This window comes from Arthrobacter sp. SIMBA_036 (assembly GCF_046535135.1).
Taxonomy (GTDB): Bacteria; Actinomycetota; Actinomycetes; order Actinomycetales; family Micrococcaceae; genus Arthrobacter.
The window spans coordinates 475017-492705 of record NZ_JAWRXG010000001.1; the positions used below are offsets into that span (position 1 = coordinate 475017).

The 17689-nt window shown below is 64.3% G+C and carries 17 protein-coding genes; 11 read left to right on the forward strand and 6 right to left on the reverse strand.

Going from position 1 to position 17689, the window contains the following annotated elements; genetic code table 11:
• Nucleotides 1-19: 19 nt before the first annotated feature.
• A complete protein-coding gene (gene rph, locus SB659_RS02205; RefSeq protein ID WP_284979663.1) occupies nt 20-778 on the forward strand; it encodes a ribonuclease PH in 759 nt (252 codons plus the stop codon).
• Nucleotides 779-822: 44 nt separating this feature from the next.
• Nucleotides 823-1482 (forward strand): RdgB/HAM1 family non-canonical purine NTP pyrophosphatase, encoded by a 660-nt coding sequence (gene rdgB, locus SB659_RS02210; RefSeq protein ID WP_410549409.1) that lies wholly within the window; start codon nt 823-825, stop codon nt 1480-1482.
• A gap of 14 nt (nt 1483-1496) precedes the next feature.
• Here the strand turns inward: rdgB and SB659_RS02215 are convergent, their stop codons facing one another.
• On the reverse strand, nt 1497-2261 hold the full coding sequence (locus SB659_RS02215) for a VTT domain-containing protein (protein WP_410549410.1): 765 nt from the start codon (nt 2259-2261) through the stop codon (nt 1497-1499).
• 104 nt (nt 2262-2365) lie between these two features.
• On the opposite strand from SB659_RS02215, the gene SB659_RS02220 reads away from it, so the two are divergent.
• The gene (locus tag SB659_RS02220; RefSeq protein ID WP_410549338.1) at nt 2366-3391 is read left to right on the forward strand and encodes an exonuclease domain-containing protein; all 1026 of its coding nucleotides are present in this window, start codon (nt 2366-2368) and stop codon (nt 3389-3391) included.
• A 6-nt stretch (nt 3392-3397) separates the two neighbouring features.
• Here the strand turns inward: SB659_RS02220 and SB659_RS02225 are convergent, their stop codons facing one another.
• Nucleotides 3398-4468, reverse strand: a complete 1071-nt coding sequence (locus tag SB659_RS02225; protein WP_410549339.1) for an ADP-ribosylglycohydrolase family protein — start codon at nt 4466-4468, stop codon at nt 3398-3400.
• An 80-nt stretch (nt 4469-4548) separates the two neighbouring features.
• Here SB659_RS02225 and SB659_RS02230 point away from each other — a divergent pair, with 80 nt between their 5' ends.
• From SB659_RS02230 to SB659_RS02255, 6 genes are all read left to right on the forward strand, one after another.
• Nucleotides 4549-4905, forward strand: a complete 357-nt coding sequence (locus tag SB659_RS02230) for a YidH family protein (protein ID WP_410549340.1) — start codon at nt 4549-4551, stop codon at nt 4903-4905.
• Between the two features lie 2 nt (nt 4906-4907).
• Nucleotides 4908-5294, forward strand: coding sequence for a DUF202 domain-containing protein (locus SB659_RS02235; RefSeq protein ID WP_410549411.1), 387 nt, complete (start codon nt 4908-4910; stop codon nt 5292-5294).
• Between the two features lie 145 nt (nt 5295-5439).
• Complete coding sequence (locus SB659_RS02240; protein ID WP_410549341.1) at nt 5440-6405, forward strand: aquaporin; 966 nt, start codon at nt 5440-5442, stop codon at nt 6403-6405.
• 71 nt (nt 6406-6476) lie between these two features.
• Entirely contained in the window at nt 6477-7724 is a 1248-nt protein-coding gene (locus SB659_RS02245; protein ID WP_410549342.1) for an exonuclease SbcCD subunit D, read from the forward strand.
• On the forward strand, nt 7721-10753 hold the full coding sequence (locus SB659_RS02250; RefSeq protein ID WP_410549343.1) for an AAA family ATPase: 3033 nt from the start codon (nt 7721-7723) through the stop codon (nt 10751-10753). Before SB659_RS02245 ends, SB659_RS02250 begins: the two co-directional genes overlap by 4 nt.
• A gap of 120 nt (nt 10754-10873) precedes the next feature.
• Nucleotides 10874-12214: an MFS transporter gene (locus SB659_RS02255; protein WP_410549344.1), complete on the forward strand. Its 1341-nt coding sequence runs from the start codon at nt 10874-10876 to the stop codon at nt 12212-12214.
• Between the two features lie 12 nt (nt 12215-12226).
• Here SB659_RS02255 and SB659_RS02260 read toward each other — a convergent pair whose 3' ends face one another.
• On the reverse strand, nt 12227-13186 hold the full coding sequence (locus SB659_RS02260) for a helix-turn-helix domain-containing protein (RefSeq protein WP_284979654.1): 960 nt from the start codon (nt 13184-13186) through the stop codon (nt 12227-12229).
• 230 nt (nt 13187-13416) lie between these two features.
• Between SB659_RS02260 and SB659_RS02265 the strand changes: the two genes are divergently transcribed.
• On the forward strand, nt 13417-14895 hold the full coding sequence (locus tag SB659_RS02265) for an APC family permease (protein WP_410549345.1): 1479 nt from the start codon (nt 13417-13419) through the stop codon (nt 14893-14895).
• 24 nt (nt 14896-14919) lie between these two features.
• On the opposite strand, the gene SB659_RS02270 is transcribed toward SB659_RS02265, so the two are convergent.
• Nucleotides 14920-15666 (reverse strand): IclR family transcriptional regulator, encoded by a 747-nt coding sequence (locus tag SB659_RS02270; protein ID WP_410549346.1) that lies wholly within the window; start codon nt 15664-15666, stop codon nt 14920-14922.
• A 33-nt stretch (nt 15667-15699) separates the two neighbouring features.
• Nucleotides 15700-16362: a phosphoribosyltransferase gene (locus SB659_RS02275; RefSeq protein ID WP_410549412.1), complete on the reverse strand. Its 663-nt coding sequence runs from the start codon at nt 16360-16362 to the stop codon at nt 15700-15702.
• 72 nt (nt 16363-16434) lie between these two features.
• Here SB659_RS02275 and SB659_RS02280 point away from each other — a divergent pair, with 72 nt between their 5' ends.
• Nucleotides 16435-16848, forward strand: coding sequence for a MarR family transcriptional regulator (locus SB659_RS02280; RefSeq protein WP_284979651.1), 414 nt, complete (start codon nt 16435-16437; stop codon nt 16846-16848).
• Between the two features lie 12 nt (nt 16849-16860).
• Here the strand turns inward: SB659_RS02280 and SB659_RS02285 are convergent, their stop codons facing one another.
• Entirely contained in the window at nt 16861-17688 is an 828-nt protein-coding gene (locus SB659_RS02285; protein WP_410549347.1) for an alpha/beta fold hydrolase, read from the reverse strand.
• Nucleotide 17689: the final 1 nt, after the last annotated feature.

Below are 17689 nucleotides of genomic sequence, written 5' to 3' on the forward strand. Positions count from 1 at the left end.
GCATGGCTAAGCTTGAGGCATGACTTCTGAAGCTACAGCCATACCCGTGACCCGCGCCGACGGCCGGACTCCCGACCAGCTCCGCCCCATCAGCATCACCCGGGGCTGGTCCAAGCAGGCCGAAGGTTCGGCGCTCATCGAGTTCGGCAACACCCGGGTGCTCTGCACGGCTTCCCTGACAGAGGGCGTGCCGCGGTGGCTCAAGGGTGAGGGTCGCGGCTGGGTTACCGCGGAATACGCCATGCTTCCCCGTGCCACCAACACCCGGTCCGCCCGTGAGTCCGTCAAGGGAAAAATCGGCGGCCGCACCCATGAAATTTCACGCTTGATCGGGCGATCGCTGCGCTCCATCATCGACACCAAGGCGCTGGGCGAGAACACGATAGTCCTGGACTGTGACGTCCTCCAGGCCGACGGCGGTACACGTACCGCGGCGATCACGGGCGCCTATGTGGCACTTGCCGAGGCCATCCGCTTCGCCCGCGAGAACAAGTTGATCGCCCGCAACGCCGAGCCGTTGGTGGATACCATCGCCGCAGTGTCCGTGGGAATTATCGATGGCGTGCCCATGCTGGACTTGCCGTACGTCGAAGATGTCCGGGCAGAGACCGACATGAACGTCGTGGTGACCGGCTCGGGCAAGTTCGTGGAAGTCCAGGGGACCGCGGAGGGTGCCCCGTTCGACCGTGACGAGCTCAACGCCTTGCTGGACCTAGCTCTGCTCGGTACCAGCCAGTTGTCCGTCATCCAGCGCGAGACCCTGGCGGAAGCGCCGTGAGCGCTGACTTGTCCCAAGGGAATGGTTCGTCCCCAGGCAGTGATTTGTCCCCAGGCACGACTCCGCGCCTGGTTCTGGCCACGCACAACAAAGGCAAGTTGAAGGAACTGCGGGAGCTCCTGCGCGGCCAGGTGCCAGGGCTCGACGTCGACACCCAAGTAGTGGACGCCGGCGCGGTAGGGGCTCCGGACGTCGCCGAAACAGGCGTGACGTTCGCAGAAAATTCACTGCTGAAGGCGAGGTCCGTGGCTATGGCCACCGGCCTTGTGGCGATTGCTGATGACTCCGGGTTGGCCGTGGACGTCCTTGGCGGCGCTCCCGGGATCTTTTCCGCACGCTGGTCCGGCCGGCACGGAGACGATGCGGCCAACCTGGACCTGCTCCTGGCCCAGCTTTCGGACGTTCCGGATGCATTCCGTGGGGCCGCGTTCGTGTGCGCCGCGGCCCTGGCGGTGCCCGGGCCCGACGGAGTACTGCACGAGACGGTGGAGTACGGCCAACTGGAGGGCACGTTGCTGCGGCACCCTCGCGGCGCAGGCGGATTTGGGTACGATCCCGTACTGCAGCCGGCCGGGATGGATCGAAGCTGCGCCGAGTTGAGCTCGGAGGAGAAGAACGCCATCAGCCATCGCGGCGAGGCATTCCGCGCTCTTATGCCCGCCATCGTTTCGGCCTTGTCTGGCGGCGTTGTCCCGAGGGGATGACTCGGAGATGGGGCTTAGCGGCCGCCTGCTGTGCCGCCGTCGTGATCTTCGATGAATTCGTCCACGGGGGCGGTGCCGTTGGTGACGGCCTTACGCCTCGCGAAGAATCCGCGGGCCACTTCGATGGCGATCGGTATCACCGAAATCAACACGATGACGATGAAGATGAGGTCCAGATTGGCCCGGACCCAAGGGACGCTGTCGCCCAAGAGGTAGCCCAGGAGCGTCACCCCGCCGCCCCAGAGCACGGCACCGATGACGTTGAAGAGGAAGAACTTGCGCTTGTCGATCTGGGCGACCCCGACGATCACGGGCACGAACGTGCGGATGATCGGTACGAATCGGGCGAGGATGAGTGCCTTTCCGCCGTGCTTCTCAAAGAAGGCGTGCGCGCTTTGGACATTTTCCCTCTTGAAGAGCCGGGAGTTCGGTCGGTTGAAGATGGCCGGCCCGGCTTTGGCACCAATGAGGTAGCCGGCTTGGTTGCCGATCACGGCAGAGACGATGACCAGCGCCGCGAGCGCCCAAATATTGAATTTGATGGTTCCCGTTGCCACCAGCAGGCCGGCGGTGAAAAGCATCGAATCGCCCGGGAGGAAGAAGCCCACCAGCAGGCCGGTTTCGGCGAAGATGATGCCGCATACCAGGAGCACAACCGACGGAGCCAAAGCCGGATCGGCCAGGAACACTTGGGGGTCCAGCCAACCGGGCAGGAAAGAGCCCATAGGCGGCCGCACCGGTCCGGCGCCTCCGAACATGGATACGGCAAGGTGGTTCACAGCTGAAAGGATCACCCTTCAAGCCTACTTGACCGCCGTCGTCGTTCGATTTCCGCGGTGAGCCGCGCGGACCGGGCGGGGGTTTGGAACTGTAATATTGTCCGGTGGCCTTGGACTTTACTGCGATCGACTTCGAAACAGCCAACGGTTTCAGGGGGTCGCCCTGTTCTGTTGGGCTCAGCAAGGTCCGCGGGGGCGTAGTTGTGGAGGAAGCCTCATGGCTGATGCGTCCGCCGGAAAACCACGACCACTTCGAGTTTCACAATACGCGAATCCACGGCATCAGGGCTGAAGACGTAGCCGGCCGGCCGCGGTTCGGGGAGCTTTTTCCGGAAATCGGGGCGTTCATCGGTGGAGACATCCTTGCCGCGCACAACGCCGCCTTCGATCTCGGCGTCATCCGGTCGGGCTTGGAAGTTTCCGGCCTCCCTGGCCCTGCCTACGAGTTTGTCTGCACGGTGATGCTGTCGCGCCGTTGCTATTCTTTGGTGTCCAACTCCTTGCCGTACGCAGCCGAGGAAGCAGGAGTGCCGCTGGTCAATCACCACGACGCCGCCGAGGATGCCCGGGCTTGCGCCGGAATCCTGGTGGACATCGCGCGGCGCAATAACGCCAACAGCATCGCCGAACTCTACCTTTCGTTGGGCCTCACCGTGCCCCAACAACCAGCCTTCGACCCGTCAGCCGGGTTGTCCAAAGCAACTCTTTCAGCCCTCGCCGCCAGGCTGGGCAATGCCGCGGACGGAACCGCCGGCAAGGGCTCGGCGGGACAACGTGATGCCCGCTCCGGTGCTTGGTCCACCTGGCGCGAGGAAGGGCCGAACCCGGTGCCCAACGCCGCTGCTGAGCCCGGGCACCCGCTTTTTGGCCAAACAGTGGTCTTCACCGGCGACCTTGCCATCCCCCGGCCCGAAGCGAAGTCGCGGGCGGCGGATATGGGTGCTCGCCCGGAGAGCAGGGTTACCGCACGGACCACGGTGTTGGTGGTTGGGGATGGATTCGTCGCGGGGGACCTCCGGGCGGGGCGACTGACGGGCAAGGCCAAGCGGGTACTGGAACTGCACGCCAAGGGGCAGCAGATCGAGGTTGTCTCCGAGGGGGAATTCCTGCAGATGGTGGGCGGGAACTAGCGACGGTCACCCCGTGGTGACGGCGATCAGCCTCGAGGCCATCCCCTGGACCACCTCACTGCCTTCGAGCACCTCCAGCCACTCGGACGGCAAGCATTCTTCGCCGTAGAAGGCGCCCAGAATGTTCCCCGCGATAGACGCCGTCGAATCGCTGTCACCGTTGTGGTTGACCGCTACGCCAATGGCACTGCGGAAGTGCTCGGTGGGCTCGCTTCCGCTGGTCGAAAGAACTGCGTAAAGCCCGACGGCGAGGGCCTCCTCGGCGACCCATCCCTCACCCAGCGCCGCGGTCAACTCCTCGGGCGGCGTGACAGAGGGCTGGTCCGAAAGTTGGATCGCCGTTCTGAGGCGGTCCGGGAGCTCCGGGGCCTTGGTGGGCGACTGCTCGATGTGGTCCAGCGCTGCCTCGGCGGCGCTCCGGATGCTGGAGCCAGCCACGATTTTGTGAATCAGGAGGCTGAAGACGGCTGCGCTTAGCCGTGCGGAAGGGTGGCCATGGGTCAACGAGGCGGCATCGGAACTGAGCTTGTAGACCGTTTCGGGGGAGATGTGCGGGATGAGCCCGAACGGCGCCGAGCGCATCACTGTACCGGAGCCCTTGGAGTCGGGGTTCACGGGGCGGGCCACGGTTCCCATCTGGCCCGAGGCCAGGCCGCTGATGCAGTCCTCTGCCGGCGCGCGGCGTTGCCGAAGAACCTCCTGCTGGTCGATCCAGCGGGGTTGCGGCACCGGGGCGGAGGAATTCGGAGCGACGCCTTGGGTTGCGAGCCACCGCAAATAAGCAAGCCAAAGGCACGCGAGTTCGTCGGCAGCAACGCCGTCGTTGGCCCATTCCAAGGCTTCAACAAGCCCATCAACGGTGTAGAGCGTCATTTGGGTGTCGTCCGAGAAGTGGCCACCGCCGTCGAGCTGTTCAAAGGAGGTGAGGCCCTCTTGGCCGTACTGTGCACGGATCGCGGACAGCGATTCAAACTCCACGGCGTAGCCCAGGGCGTCACCCAAAGCACCACCGAGCAGTGCTCCCCGGACGCGGGATTCGAAGGTTGGAGGGACGGGCGTGGAAGCGTGAACACTCATGCCAGTAACTTACCGTGGCCCGCGCACCCGCTGATATGGTGGGGAAGCTTCCCCGACCGCTTGAACCTTGGAGAAACGACGTGCGTGAACCTGCTTGGCGACGGACGGGCAAGACTCCCGATTACAGGTTTTCGCTCGCCAATGAGCGCACCTTCCTGGCATGGATACGAACCTCGCTTGCCCTGCTTGCCGGTGCTATCGCGATTGACCAGTTGGCGCCGAACATCGCTCCGCAACCTGTGCGGATCACCCTTTGCGTGGTGCTTTCCTTCATCGGGGCCGGCCTCGCGGTCCTGTCCTACCGCAGGTGGGGCCTGATGGAAGCTGCGATGCGTAACAACCAGGCGTTGCCGTTTTCCCGCGTCCTGCTGTTCATGACCATTGTGGTGGCAGTGGCTGCTATTGGTTTCGCCGTCTTGATCCTCATGGCCCGGTGAAGATGGACCTCCGGGATCCAGGGCTTCAACCTGAACGCACCACCTTGGCGTGGCGGCGGACGCTGATCTCGCTGGTGGTGGTGGACCTGTTTATCTGGCGCCGGTGGCTCTCGGGGCTCGCCGGAGCCCACCCGGGGTTCGATTATCAAGGGCTCTGTGCGCTGGTGGCTGCTGCTGCGACCGTGGTCCTTGCCTCAGTGGTGTGGGTTCGCTCACGCGAACTCCATCATGACAACCGGGCAGCGCATAACCAGGCAGCGCATCACCAGGCTGCGCATACCCACGCGGCGCATACCCAGGCGGCGTCCCGCAGGTTGGTGCTTTCCAGCACGCTGGCGGTCATGGCGCTGGGCGGGGCCGTCATCGCGGCCATCGCCTCGGGCGGCTAAGCTCGTCATCAGGCCCCGGCAGGCCAAGGTCCAGCAACTGCACAGCTTCGGCTGGCAAGATGCGTTGGGGCCAGCACCCACTGCTCCGGTCACCCCGTACTCCGGTCACCCGCATTTCACCACCAACTTTAAGGATCCATCCGCCATGACCACTCCCGTATTGGACACCGCCGACCGCAGCCCGGGACTCCTGGCCCGGGCGTCGGCTGAAGCCCTCGGATCGATGTTCGTGGTGCTCGTGGCGGCCGGTGTGGCAGTTTTTTCCACGCCCGCTTCTGCTCCTGTTCCCACTGCCTTGGCTGCCGGCCTGACAGTGACCGCCGCGATGTTTGCCTTCGGGCATGTCTCCGGTGGGCACTTCAACCCCGTCGTCACGGTGGGCAACTTCATAGCAGGCCGTATCCAGGCAGTAGCCGCGCTCGCCTACGTGGTGGCGCAGGTCGTCGGTAGCATTCTCGGCGCGGCGCTTGTCTACTTCGTGGTGTTGACGGTGCCTGTCCTCACTGACGCCAGGAAAGCCTTCGACGCCGCAGCTCCTGGTTTTGGGGAGCACTCCTTGGCGCAAACCCAGATGGCTGGCGTCCTTTTGGTTGAGGTCATCGGCGCGGCGCTGATCGTCGCTGTTTTCCTTGGTTCCACCGTGGGCCGCCGCGCACTGCCCTCTGCAGCACCCGTTGCAGTTGGCCTGACCATGGCAGTCCTGCTCCAATTCGGCCAGGTCTTGGGTAACCTTCCCTTCAATCCTGCCCGCGCTACAGCCCAGGCTTTCTTCAGCGATTCGTGGGCCTTGGGCAGCTTGTGGCTGTTTTGGGTGGCGCCCATCATGGGCGCCGTCCTGGCAGGCTTGACGTTCCGCGGGTTACGCGACGCTTCCTCGGCCAAGGCCGCCAAAGAAGCCAGCGACGATGCCGTGGTTCCCTCGGCCCAGGTGGCTCGCGTGGAGAACAGGAACGCTTCGGACGACGATTCAAACGTTTCGGAGCGACTCGACGATGACGACCTGGCCGAAACCGGATCCGTTGAGTCCGGCACGGTCGCGACCGCAACCTCGCGGACGCAGCCAACATCAACTGATGAGGCCCGCGAGTTTTTCGACGGCAAGAGAGGCTAGCAACCGCCAGGGCTCGACGACGGATGGCTCGCCTTCCTCTTTTTGTCGGTGCCCCCGGTTAACTTGGGAACATGAGGTTACTCCACACATCCGATTGGCATCTGGGCCGCTCATTCCACGGCGTTGGCATGCTGGAAGCGCAGCGCGGCTTCGTGGACCAGTTGGTCGCGTTCGTTGTGTCGGCCGGCGTGGATGTGGTCCTGATAGCCGGGGACGTCTACGATCGCGCGTTGCCGGGCCTTGACGTTGTCAAGTTGTTGGACGAGGCCTTGGTCCGGATCACCGAAGCGGGGGCCCGTGTGGTACTCACCAGCGGCAACCACGATTCCGCCATCCGGCTCGGTTTTGCTTCCCGCCTCTTGGAACGCGGGGGAGTGCACCTCAGGACGCGGATCGAGGACTTGGATGTCCCGGTTGTCCTGCCGCTGGACCCGGAGCGGTCTGTGGAGTCGGGACAGTCTCCGGACCAGGAACAGCCTGTGGACCCGGAACAGCCCGCCAAGGGCGTTGTCGCCATTTATGGCATCCCGTACTTGGAACCCCGGCTCGTAGCCGACGGCCTGGGAGTGGAGAACGCCAGCCACTTTGACGTTACGTTCGAAGCCGTACGGAGGATCCGGGCCGACGTCGAGCGCCGGCGCGCGCTGGGCCCGGTGCACCCTGTGGTCCTCGCCCACACCTTTGCCTCCGGCGGGATCACGTCGGAAAGTGAGCGGGACCTGAGCATCGGCGGCCTCGGTGCAGTACCACTCGATCTCTTTGAGGGCTTCACCTACACTGCCTTGGGCCACCTCCACGGGCGGCAGGAGTTGGCCCACAATGTGCGTTATTCGGGCTCGCCCTTGGCCTACTCATTCTCGGAAGCAAACCATCGCAAGGGCGCTTGGTTGCTGGACATAGAACCCGGGGACGAGGCAGGAGGGCCGGGCGCCGTGGCGGTCCAGGAGGTGACGTGGCAAGAGCACAAGGCATTAGCTGTGTTGCGCGGACAGTTGGCGGAGCTTCTGGAGTCTCCCGAGCACGCGTGGGCAGAGTCGGCCTACTGCCAGATCACGTTGACTGACACCCAGCGCCCAACCCAGGCGATGGAGCAGGTGAGGTCACGTTTCCCGGACACCCTTGTTTTGGTTTTCGACCCCGACGACGCTGGGGTGCGGAGCAAGGAAAGCTACAGCCGCAGGTTAGCTGATGCCAGGGACGACCTCGAGGTATGTTGCGGGTTCCTGGAGCACGTTCGCGGGCGGGAGCCCGGCAACGCGGAAGTAGCCGCATTACGTGAGGCCTTGGAGGCTGCCAGGGTAGCGGAGGCGGAGCTATGAGGATCCATCGCCTGGACTTGGAGGCTTTCGGGCCCTTTGCTGCAAAACAGCACATCGACTTTGATCAATTGGGCGCCCAGGGTTTGTTCCTCCTGAACGGAGCCACGGGAGCGGGCAAAACCAGCGTCCTCGACGCGATCTGTTTCGCCCTCTATGGGTCCGTGCCGGGTGCACGCCAAGAGGGAAAGCGCCTCCGCAGCGACCACGCCGCTCCAGGGGTGGAACCGCACGTTGTCTGCGAATTCTCGGCCCGGGGCCGTCGGTTCGAGGTGACCCGGTCTCCCGCCTGGGACAGGCCCAGCGCACGTGGCCGCAAGGGCTTCACCACCCAACAGGCCAAGACCCTCCTGCGTGAACGAGTGGCGGGAAGCTGGATAGAGAAGTCATCCCGGAATGATGAAGTGGGTGCCGAGCTCTCCGATGTTCTCGGTATGGATCGCGATCAGTTCACGCGCGTGGTGATGTTGCCCCAGGGTGATTTCGCCGCTTTCCTGCGGTCGAAGGCCGGCGACCGGCTTGATCTCCTGCAGAAACTCTTCGGTACCCAGCGCTTCGAGGCAGTCGAGAAGCAAGTAGCGCTCCAAGCCGCGGAAGCTGCACGGGCGGTAGAAGAGAACGCAAGGCACCTCGACAATCTTCTTGACAGGGCAGCTGGGGAAAGGGATCACCTCGGCCTTCCTGCTTCCGGCGAGGCTGGCGGTTCCGCCGTCGAACTCGATCAAGCTGCCCGCGCAACGGAGCCGGAGGCATGGCTTGAAGCGCTGGAGGCCGAAATAGCGGCGGAAACTGAACGACGGCAAGGTCATGCAACGCTAGCGGAGGCCCGCGCCAGGCAACGTGAGGAGCAGTTGCAGCACGACGTGCAAAAAGCGCAGCGCCACGCCCGCCTCGCGGCCGGAATGCAACGGCGGGTGTTGCTGGAGTTGGCAGCACCGCCTGCGCTCGAAAAGAAAGACAAGCTCGCCCGGCACCGTCGCGCGGCCGTCCTCAGCGGGCATCTGGAAGCACTCGAAACCGCCGTCGGCATATTCCACGCCGCGCGTGACCGTAAGGATCACGCCGTGGAGCGCTTGGAGGCGGCCGCCTTGGACGTGTCGGATCCCAAAGCCGTCCTAGAAACCACCAAAACCACCCTGGCCGTTTTGGACGCCAGATTGCCCGATGAGCAGCGCCTGGAGCAGATTACCTCCAAGCTGGCCTCCAGGCGCGACGAGCTGGAACGGCTGGGGGCGACTGCCGGCGAGGCGGCCGCCGCTCTGGAGGAACTCACGGCGGAACAAACAGCCGTTGCCGCAGGCATCGAGCTGCTCGAGCCCGTGGCGGCCCGCCTTGCGGAAGCCCAACGTCAGGCGGAAGCGGCAGAGCACCATGTGGACCTCGTGATCCGACACGCTGCCTCCTTGCAGGAATTGAACGTTCTTACGGAGCGCCACGCTCAGGCCCGCACCGAGTCCCAGGATCTCCGGCAAGCTTGGCTCGACGTGAGGGAAGCGCGGCTGGCAAATGCCGCCGGTGAACTTGCTGCCGCCCTGATTCCGGGGCAACCCTGTGCCGTCTGCGGCAGCCACGACCATCCTGTCCCTGCTGCCGCCGCCCAGTCCGCCCTGAGCATCGCCCAAGACGAGCAAGAGGCCGAGCGCGCCTTCCAAGCAAGCGAGCAAGTCCTCGGACAGATCGCTGCGGACCTCTCAGCAGCGACGGAACGGGTCGCAGGCCTCGCTGCCCAAGGAGGTTCGGATGAGCTCGATGAAGCTGAACGCCGCTTGGCGTCCTCGAAAGCGGCTGTGGTGGAGGCGCGCGAGGCTTCCCAGGCCCTGGAGAAACTTCGAGCCGAGCACGAGTTGCTCACTGGCCGCATCGTCCTGGTGAAGGAACAACTCACCGAGACCAGGCAGGCATCCCTGCAAGCCTCGTCCGCGGCAGCCATGCTGCAGGAACAGCTCGTTGCTTTGGAAGCAACACTCACAACGCTGAGGCAGGACTTTCCGAGCCTGTGGGAACGCTCCGAAGCCCTCTCTGCACAACGGATGCTCCTTCAAACCGCCGTCGACGCCGTCGCTGAGTTTGACCACGCCGAGAAGGCCCGTTCGGAGGCCGCAGCAGCGCTGGATAAGGCGCTTCCCGGGGCCGGGTTCGCATCAGCGGGGGACGCGCGCCGGGAGCTCTTATCGGCCTCCGACGTCGTGGCGTTGGAGACGGATTTGGCGGAGTTCGACGCCGAGGCAGCGCGAATTGAGGAATTGTTTGCCAGCGAGGACCTTTCCCTTGCTTCCAAGGAAGTTGGCATCGGCGACCTCCCATTGCCTGCGGCCGAGTTGGACGCGGCCCGGGCCGCAGCTGCAGTGGCCGGTGAGGAGGCCCGCGAGGTGGCGCTCGCGGCAGGTCTTGCGGAGAAGGCTGCGAAGTCGGTGAGCCGTATCCGGGCGGAGTACGTGGAGGCAGCCCAGTCAGGGAAGGAACCGCGGCAACGGGCTGGCATGCTCTCCGGGCTGGCAGAGACTGTCCGCGGTGCCGGTGAGAACAGCTACCGAATGAGCCTGAACAGTTACGTGCTTGCTGCCCGGCTTGAACAGGTGGCTGTCGCTGCATCGGAGAGGCTTGTTGCCATGAGCGATGGCCGGTACACGTTGCAGCATACAGACGCGCGCGCCGCCCGCAACCAAAAGTCCGGCCTCGGGCTTGAAGTGGTGGATGAATGGACAGGACAGCAAAGGGACACGGCCACGTTGTCCGGTGGTGAATCCTTTATGGCCTCGTTGGCGTTGGCGCTTGGGCTGGCGGACGTAGTGCAACAAGAAGCCGGCGGCGTTGACATCGAAACGTTGTTTGTCGATGAAGGCTTCGGCAGCCTTGACGAGCAAGCGCTGGAACAAGTCATGGATGCCTTGGAGGGGCTGCGCGACGGCGGCAGGGTCGTAGGACTGGTCAGCCATGTAGCTGAGATGAAACAGCGCATCCAAACCCAGTTGCAGGTGGTCAAGGGCAGGCATGGGTCCAGTGTCCACATCGCCGGTGCCGGTCCGAGCTAAGGCCGATCCGATAGACTTGGGTCGTAACCGGGTCGCGCGCATCGGGAGGAGGGACGATGCGCAGCTATTAGCGAACCCGGAATCATGGAAAAACCTATTGTGACCCCTTTGCCTTCGCAGATGCCCGCGCGACCGCGGAATCCCGCGCCGTCACCGGCAGCCCAAAAACGCACCTCCCGCCTGCCTGGCAGATTCTCCCGCCTGCCCGAACTCGCAGGACCCGGATTCCTCCCGCTGGGACTGTTTGCCCGCCTTCCCCTGGCGATGCTGACGGTAGGGACACTGACCCTCATCACGGCGGTCAGCCAGTCCTACGCCCTTGGCGGTACGGCGGCGGGAGCCGTCGGGATCGGGTCGGCCGTCGGCGCCCCCGTCCTCGGTTCTTTGGCGGACCGGGCCGGCCAGCGCACGGTACTGCTCGTGGCCGCCGTCGTGAACGCATTGGCAGTGGCGGGACTGCTCGCCGCTGCCTATATGACGCCAACATATCAGTCCGTGCAGGACGCCTCTGCCGTGTTGCTGGTAGCCCTGCTCGCCGGTGCAAGCTGTCCCCAGGTTGGACCTATGGCGCGGGTGCGTTGGATGGCGTTGACCAGCCGCAACCTGGAATCCAGCGGTGGACGCGGAAGCGTCGCCAGCAACAGGGCGGATCTGGACACGGCACTGTCTTACGAAGGCACCGCCGACGAGGTCACGTTTGTCCTCGGACCGGCACTTGTGGGTATCCTCGCCAGCCTGGTTGCCCCGTGGCTACCGTTGGCGTTGGCGGCTGCGATAACTATCACCCTGGTCCCGGCGTTTGCCGTGCACCCGAGCCAGGAAGCCGTGGTCCCCAGCCGGCGGAAGCAACCCACAAGTGCCGGGACGCCGAACGACAATCCCGCCCGGCGCGGCCGCTGGGCGGCGGCCCTGGTGGCTGTTCCGGTCGTTGCCATGGTGTGCATGGGCACTTTCTTCGGGGCCACCCAGAACGCACTCAGTGCATTTTCGGCACAGTACGCCACCGCCGAGATCGCCGGACTCCTCTACTCGGTGATGGGCTTGAGCTCGGCTGTTGCGGCGCTGTCCGTGGCGTACTGGCCGCAGCGGTTCAGCCTGGCCGCCCGCTGGGTTGTCGCGGCGTTGGCCATGGCCTTGTTATCCGTGCTGCTGGTGCTGCCGGCCGGGATCTGGCCGATGGTCTTTATCCTGTTGCTTCTGGGCGTTCCGGTAGGGCCCGTGATGGTCACTGTCTTCAGTATTGGCGGCGTGGTTGCCCCATCCGGACGGATGGCAACGGTCATGACTGCCCTTGCCAGCGGGATTGTGGCAGGGACCGCACTTGGTTCTTACGTGGCCGGCCAGTTGGCGCAGGCACAAGGGGCAACAGCGGCTTTCATCGTTTCGATGGCGGCAGCGGCGGCACTGCTGCTGTTGGGTGTCCTCACCGCCTTGGTCATGCGGCGGCGATCGCGGGAGTAGGCACCTCCCATGTCAGCCGGCGTTGCGGTACCCAGTAGGTGAGTTGCCAAAAGAAGCACGGAAAATCCGGCTGAAGTGGGCGGCATCGGTGAATCCCCAGCGTGCAGCAATGGCTGTTACAGGGCGGTCCGCGAGGACGGGATCCCTCAGATCGCGGCGGCACCGTTCCAGCCGGCGCTGCCGGATGGACGTCGCCACCGTGGTCCCGATCTCCTGGAACAGGTCATGGAGGTGCCTGGTGGAGATGTAATGAGCGGCCGCAATGCTTCCCGGGGAAAGTTCCGGATCCCCGAGGTTGGCCTCGATGTAGTCATGGATCCGGCCGAGCAGGAGCAAGTGCGGGTCCCGGCCTGTTTCAATGAGCTGGTCCAGCTCACCGTTGAAGAGCGTGGTGACCAAGTCCAGCGCGTTGTGCACCAGCCGGAGTCCGTTGGTTCCTGACAGGGCTTCCAGGTTCTCTGCCAGCCGCACCAGAAAGGGACTGATGATCTCGCCGAGACCTTGGTCGCCCGGAATACGCAGGGCCGTCACATGCTCCATGGCCCCCGCAGGCAGGTCCAGCACGCCGTGGGGGAACATCAGCACCAGCGTCCGGAAGTCGTCGTCGAACGTCAGTTGGTAGGGGCGGGAGGTGTCGTAGATCGAGAGATCGCCAGGGCGCAGTATCGCTTCGCGTTCGTCCTGGACCAAGCGGCCCGTTCCAGCAAGTTGGATACTGAGCTTGAAAAAGCGTCCCGTGGATTTGGCGATCAATTCGGAGGTGCGCATTACCGTGTGTGGTCCTGCGGTGATGTCCACTACGGAAATTTGGCCGAGCACGCGTCCGCGCATCGTGCCGTGGAACTGCGCATTGGCCGGACCCTTCGCCAGCAAAGGAACGAAAGAAGCCGAAATGGCCTTGGTCCATTCTTGGAAAGACCCTGCCACGATTGTTTGAACGGTGGTGGCGCCTGCTTCGGCCTGGACGGTCATCCAATTCCCTTTCAACGGCCCGCGGTACCGGGCCGCTTCTGGAGGGTCGTTGGTGCGGACGTGAGCTTGCCCACGATTCTACACCGGCTCGCCTCTGCAAGGGTGCATGCGTGAACTGACAAACACCCTGCCGTGTGAGACAAGTCACGGCCTGTCTTCACGGTGGAAGATTGCGGAAAGACCCACCCCGTGCCGCGCGATGATCCGCGGCACCGAAGCAGGAGCACACTATGAGCGTGGACAATCCCGTCAAAGGCAGGACCAGCAGTGCCACCACCAGCAAGAGGCGGCTCGGCGTACCAGCGGTAACTTTCATGATTATCGCTGCATCCGCACCTCTGACCGTACTTGCCGGCGGAGTCACCACGACGTTCGCTGTCACAGGGGTGGTAGGTGTCCCGCTGTCTTTCCTGATCCTCGGCGGGATTCTGGCCCTGTTTGCCGTGGGCTACGCGGCAATGAGCCGCTACGTGACGAACGCCGGAGCGTTCTATGCCTACATAGCGCAGGGAATCTCACGACCTGCCGGGGTGGGGGCATCCCTGGTTGCACTCATGGCATACAACCTTATGCAGATCGGCATCTACGGACTGTTCGGGTTCACCGTGTCCTCGCTCCTGTCGGCCCGCCTGGGCATCAATGTGCCGTGGTGGATTCCCGTCCTCGTGTGCATAGCAATTGTGGGGTGGCTGGGCGTCAACCGGGTGGACTTGTCCGCCAAGGTGCTGGGCGTTCTGGTGGCCTTGGAATTCGTAGTGGTGATCGCCTACGACGTGATCAGCCTGGCAGTGGCTCCTGAGGGCGTCAGTGCGGAGGCTTTCAGCCCCGCCACGCTTTTTGTGCCAGGGATCGGGGCGGTGCTCTCGTTCGGCATCGCAGCCTTCATGGGTTTTGAATCAGCGGCCATCTATGGAGAAGAGTCCAAGGACCCGCAGCACACGGTGGCCAGGGCGACGTTCGCGGCCGTGGGCATCATCGCGGTGTTCTATGCGGTGTCCGCATGGGCGATGACAGTAAGCACAGGCCCCTCCTCCGTTATCGCGGCCGCCACCACCAGCGGTCCGGACATGATCTTCTCGTTCCTCGGTGCGCACGGGGGAGTCCTGCTCAGCGACATCGCCCAGCTCCTCTTCGTTACCAGCCTCTTTGCTGCGCTGGTCAGTTTCCACAACGCCGTTGCCCGGTATTTTTTCTCCCTCGGCCGCGAACGCGTCCTCCCATCAGCGCTGGCCAAGGTTCGGACAGGAAGCGGAGCTCCCTTCGCCGGTTCCTTGGCGCAGACGGTGATCGCCGTCGTCGTGACCGTGGCGTTCGCCATCGCAGGGTCCGGATCCGATCTTGGCGAGATGTATCCGGTGCTGACGATGTTCACGTGGCTGACGAACAGCGGCGCGATGGGACTCGTGCTGTTGATGGCCGTGGTGTCCGTGGCCGTGATCGGGTTTTTCCGAAAGCAGCGGCATGCTGCCAGCTTGTGGGTAAAAGTGATCGCTCCGGGCCTTGGATTTGTTCTCCTGGCACTCGTTTTCGGCCTCATCACAGCGAACTTCAACGTCCTTCTGGGCCAGACCGAATCCACCCCGGCGTCGTTCATCCTTCCTGCGTTGGTGCTGCTCCCCGGCGTCGTAGGCATCATCTGGGGTTTGCGGTTACGGCGCTCGCAGCCGGCCCTCTACGCACGTATCGGTCACGGGTCCGAAGACGACTGAGAAGACGCGCGCCCGGGCCGCAGGTCAGGCGAGCTGGGTTTCGATTCGCGCAGCACTAGCGGCCAGTGCCTCGCCCACGGCTTCGGCATCCTGGTCCAGCCGGATATAGACGACGGCGATCGCTGCCGGCCGTCCCGAGGGGACGTGAATCGGGGCCGCCAATGACGAGAGGCCGGCGATGACTTCGTCATGGCTCGCAGCGTAGCCCCTCTTACGCGCCTCCTGCGCTTCGGGCCGGTAGGGGATGCCTGGGGCCATCTGGTCCCACCGTTCTTCACTCATGGTGGATTGGATGGCTATCCCGGGAGCTCCACTGCTGACGGGGTGGCGGCTTCCCGGGTGTTGAGCGAGGGCAGCGCCGGAGTGCCTGGGCTCGACCGTCACCAACGTGACGCATTCCTGGTGGTCCCAGACGGCCACAAAGGCGGTCATGTGAAAAGTGTTTGCCAACTGGGTCAGCTCCGGCAACGCAGCTGTTTGGAGATTCCGGGACACGCCACTGGCCAAGACCGCCAGCCCTGGTCCGGGTTGGACACGGCCTGAGTCGTCGCGGACCAGTAGTGAGTGGTCCTCGAGCGTCCGGAGGATGCGGTAAGCCACCGAGCGGTGGACACCCAGCGCGGTCGTAAGCTCGGCGATGGTGAGCGGCCGTTCTGCTGCGGCGAGGATTTCCAGGGCGCGGATTCCCCGTGAGAGCGTTTGGGACGGCGGGACCTGGGCGGTCGCTTCGCCTGGGCCCTGGGTGGCGCTGCGGGGATTCATGCGAACCATCTTATGGTGCTGGGCCGGCTTTCCCGCTTGTCCCTAGCCACCTAGTTGGCTTACGACGTCGGCATCGGTCAGTTGCCCGAATTCTTCATAGAACGCCCCGACGGCGTGGAACTTACCCGGGATGTGGAGGGGAAGCACAAAGTCGCACACCCGCGCCAGGGACGACGTGCCTTCCAACGACGCTACGGGGACCGCAGAAATGACCGTAGAGGCGCCTCCCGCGCGGACTGCTTCCACCGCGGCCCGCATGGTGGCCCCGGTCGCAAGGCCGTCGTCCACGAGGATCACCGTTTTTCCGTGGAGATCATGGCCAATGCCCGGGTACTCGTCGGCGCGGCGCAAAAGCTCCGTGCGCTCGTGGGCTTCGACGGCGTCCAGCGCCGCCTGGCTGATGCCACGGGAAAGAATCAGTTCCTTGATGGGTTTGTTGACGATCCGGAGGACATCTCCCTGCGACCAAGCCAGCGCGCCAAAGGCGGTCTCGTCCCGGCCGGGAATGCCGAGCTTTCGCACCAGCACGGCGCCGAAGGGCAGGCTCAAGGCTTCGGCGGTTGCGGCTGCGACCGGTACGCCGCCGCGGGCGAGCCCGAGCACGATGGTGCTGCGATTTTCCCGGAACTGGGGGAGTGCTTCAGCCAAGCGCCTGCCGGCCTCTGCCCGGTCTTTGTAACGCACGCCCATCTGCTCCACTTCCATGTCCATCGTTTGCAGACCCCAGCCTACCGTTCGCTCCTTGCCCGCTGGCCCATCCACTGAAAGCATGAACAAGTGGACAAGCCCATCGGATATTGGATCAAGAGGCTCGATGCCGCCCTGGAGGCCCAGCTTGACCGCACCCTTGCCCGGCTCAAGCTCAGTCGACGGCAATGGCAAGCTCTCACCATCCTCGACGACGGCGCCCTTCGTCCCGGTGAATTGGTGGAGGCCCTCCTGCCGGTCTGGGGAAGCGATGTTCGTCTGCGTGAACGGGAGCTGGCAACTTTGGTGGGGCGGGGCATGATCACCATGATCGATGACCGGCTGACCCTCAGCGACGTGGGGCGGAGGAAGTGCCACGAAGCCGCGTGGTTGGTGGAAACGGCCCGTCAGGACTTGTCCATGGGCATCGGCATCGATGAATACGCCATGGCCCTCAGTGTGCTCGAACGCATGAGCCTCAACGCTGAACGGCTGGCCCGCTAGCGGGCCAGCGGTTCAGACTCCGAGGAACTCGACGGCGGCCTCTTTGAACGCGCGGCTGGTGACCACGTTGGTGTGCGTGCGGCCCGGGATCAGGAGTGTTTCAACGTTGGCACCGTGCTTTGCGGCGATGGCGGCCAATTCCTGCATGGTCGCTGCACGCTCGTCCTTCTCCCCGGCCACGAGCAACAGAGGCATGTGCGGCGCGGCCTCTGACGGATCGAAAGGTTCTTCCTTGATGGCCTCAATGAGGGACAACATGGCGAACAGGTTGTTGCTGGGCAGCAGTTGGGCCATCTTCAGCAGGCCGGCCGTGGAGGCGTCGTTGATCGGCGTCCCGTCGGCCAAATGCCGCTGGGCGGCGGCAAGGTCGAACGCGGCCAGGGGATCGGCCGTGCTGGGTCCGCCCAAGACCATCCGGTGGACCAGGTCTGGCTGGGTTGCGCCGAATTCCCAAGCGAGCCGTGATCCGAGGGAATAGCCGATAACGTCCACGCCGGTGGCCGGGTCCCCTTCGCGAAGGGGCCGGGCTCCGGCGTCGGTCACGATTTGAAGGAAGTCTGCGCGGATCCGACTGGGTGTATACGAGTCCAGATCTTCCGGGGAGTAGCTGCGGCCGTGGCCAGGCAAGTCCACGGTAATGATCCGGCGGCCAGCTTCCTGGAGGGCAGTGATCCAGCCGCTGTCCTGCCAGTTCAACTTGCTGGAGGACGAAAATCCGTGAATCAAGAGGACAGGCCGGAGGCCGGCGTCGTTGGCAGGTTCATGGATTTGAACAAACAGTCCCGGGTCGGTGCCCTCCACTGTGTGCCTGTGCTGTTCCACGGTGTGCCTGCCGGTCATG

What these genes read in the sequence shown, in the direction of transcription:
- SB659_RS02260 (WP_284979654.1), bottom strand. Translation starts at nt 13,186, where the DNA reads ATGACCGTCCAGGCCGAAGCAGGCGCCACCACCGTTCAAACAATCGTG.
- SB659_RS02235 (WP_410549411.1), top strand. Translation starts at nt 4,908, where the DNA reads ATGGACCTCCGGGATCCAGGGCTTCAACCTGAACGCACCACCTTGGCG.
- SB659_RS02265 (WP_410549345.1), top strand. Translation starts at nt 13,417, where the DNA reads ATGAGCGTGGACAATCCCGTCAAAGGCAGGACCAGCAGTGCCACCACC.
- SB659_RS02255 (WP_410549344.1), top strand. Translation starts at nt 10,874, where the DNA reads ATGCCCGCGCGACCGCGGAATCCCGCGCCGTCACCGGCAGCCCAAAAA.
- rph (WP_284979663.1), top strand. Translation starts at nt 20, where the DNA reads ATGACTTCTGAAGCTACAGCCATACCCGTGACCCGCGCCGACGGCCGG.
- SB659_RS02250 (WP_410549343.1), top strand. Translation starts at nt 7,721, where the DNA reads ATGAGGATCCATCGCCTGGACTTGGAGGCTTTCGGGCCCTTTGCTGCA.
- SB659_RS02225 (WP_410549339.1), bottom strand. Translation starts at nt 4,468, where the DNA reads ATGAGTGTTCACGCTTCCACGCCCGTCCCTCCAACCTTCGAATCCCGC.
- SB659_RS02275 (WP_410549412.1), bottom strand. Translation starts at nt 16,362, where the DNA reads ATGGAAGTGGAGCAGATGGGCGTGCGTTACAAAGACCGGGCAGAGGCC.
- SB659_RS02240 (WP_410549341.1), top strand. Translation starts at nt 5,440, where the DNA reads ATGACCACTCCCGTATTGGACACCGCCGACCGCAGCCCGGGACTCCTG.
- SB659_RS02245 (WP_410549342.1), top strand. Translation starts at nt 6,477, where the DNA reads ATGAGGTTACTCCACACATCCGATTGGCATCTGGGCCGCTCATTCCAC.
- SB659_RS02285 (WP_410549347.1), bottom strand. Translation starts at nt 17,688, where the DNA reads ATGACCGGCAGGCACACCGTGGAACAGCACAGGCACACAGTGGAGGGC.
- SB659_RS02270 (WP_410549346.1), bottom strand. Translation starts at nt 15,666, where the DNA reads ATGGTTCGCATGAATCCCCGCAGCGCCACCCAGGGCCCAGGCGAAGCG.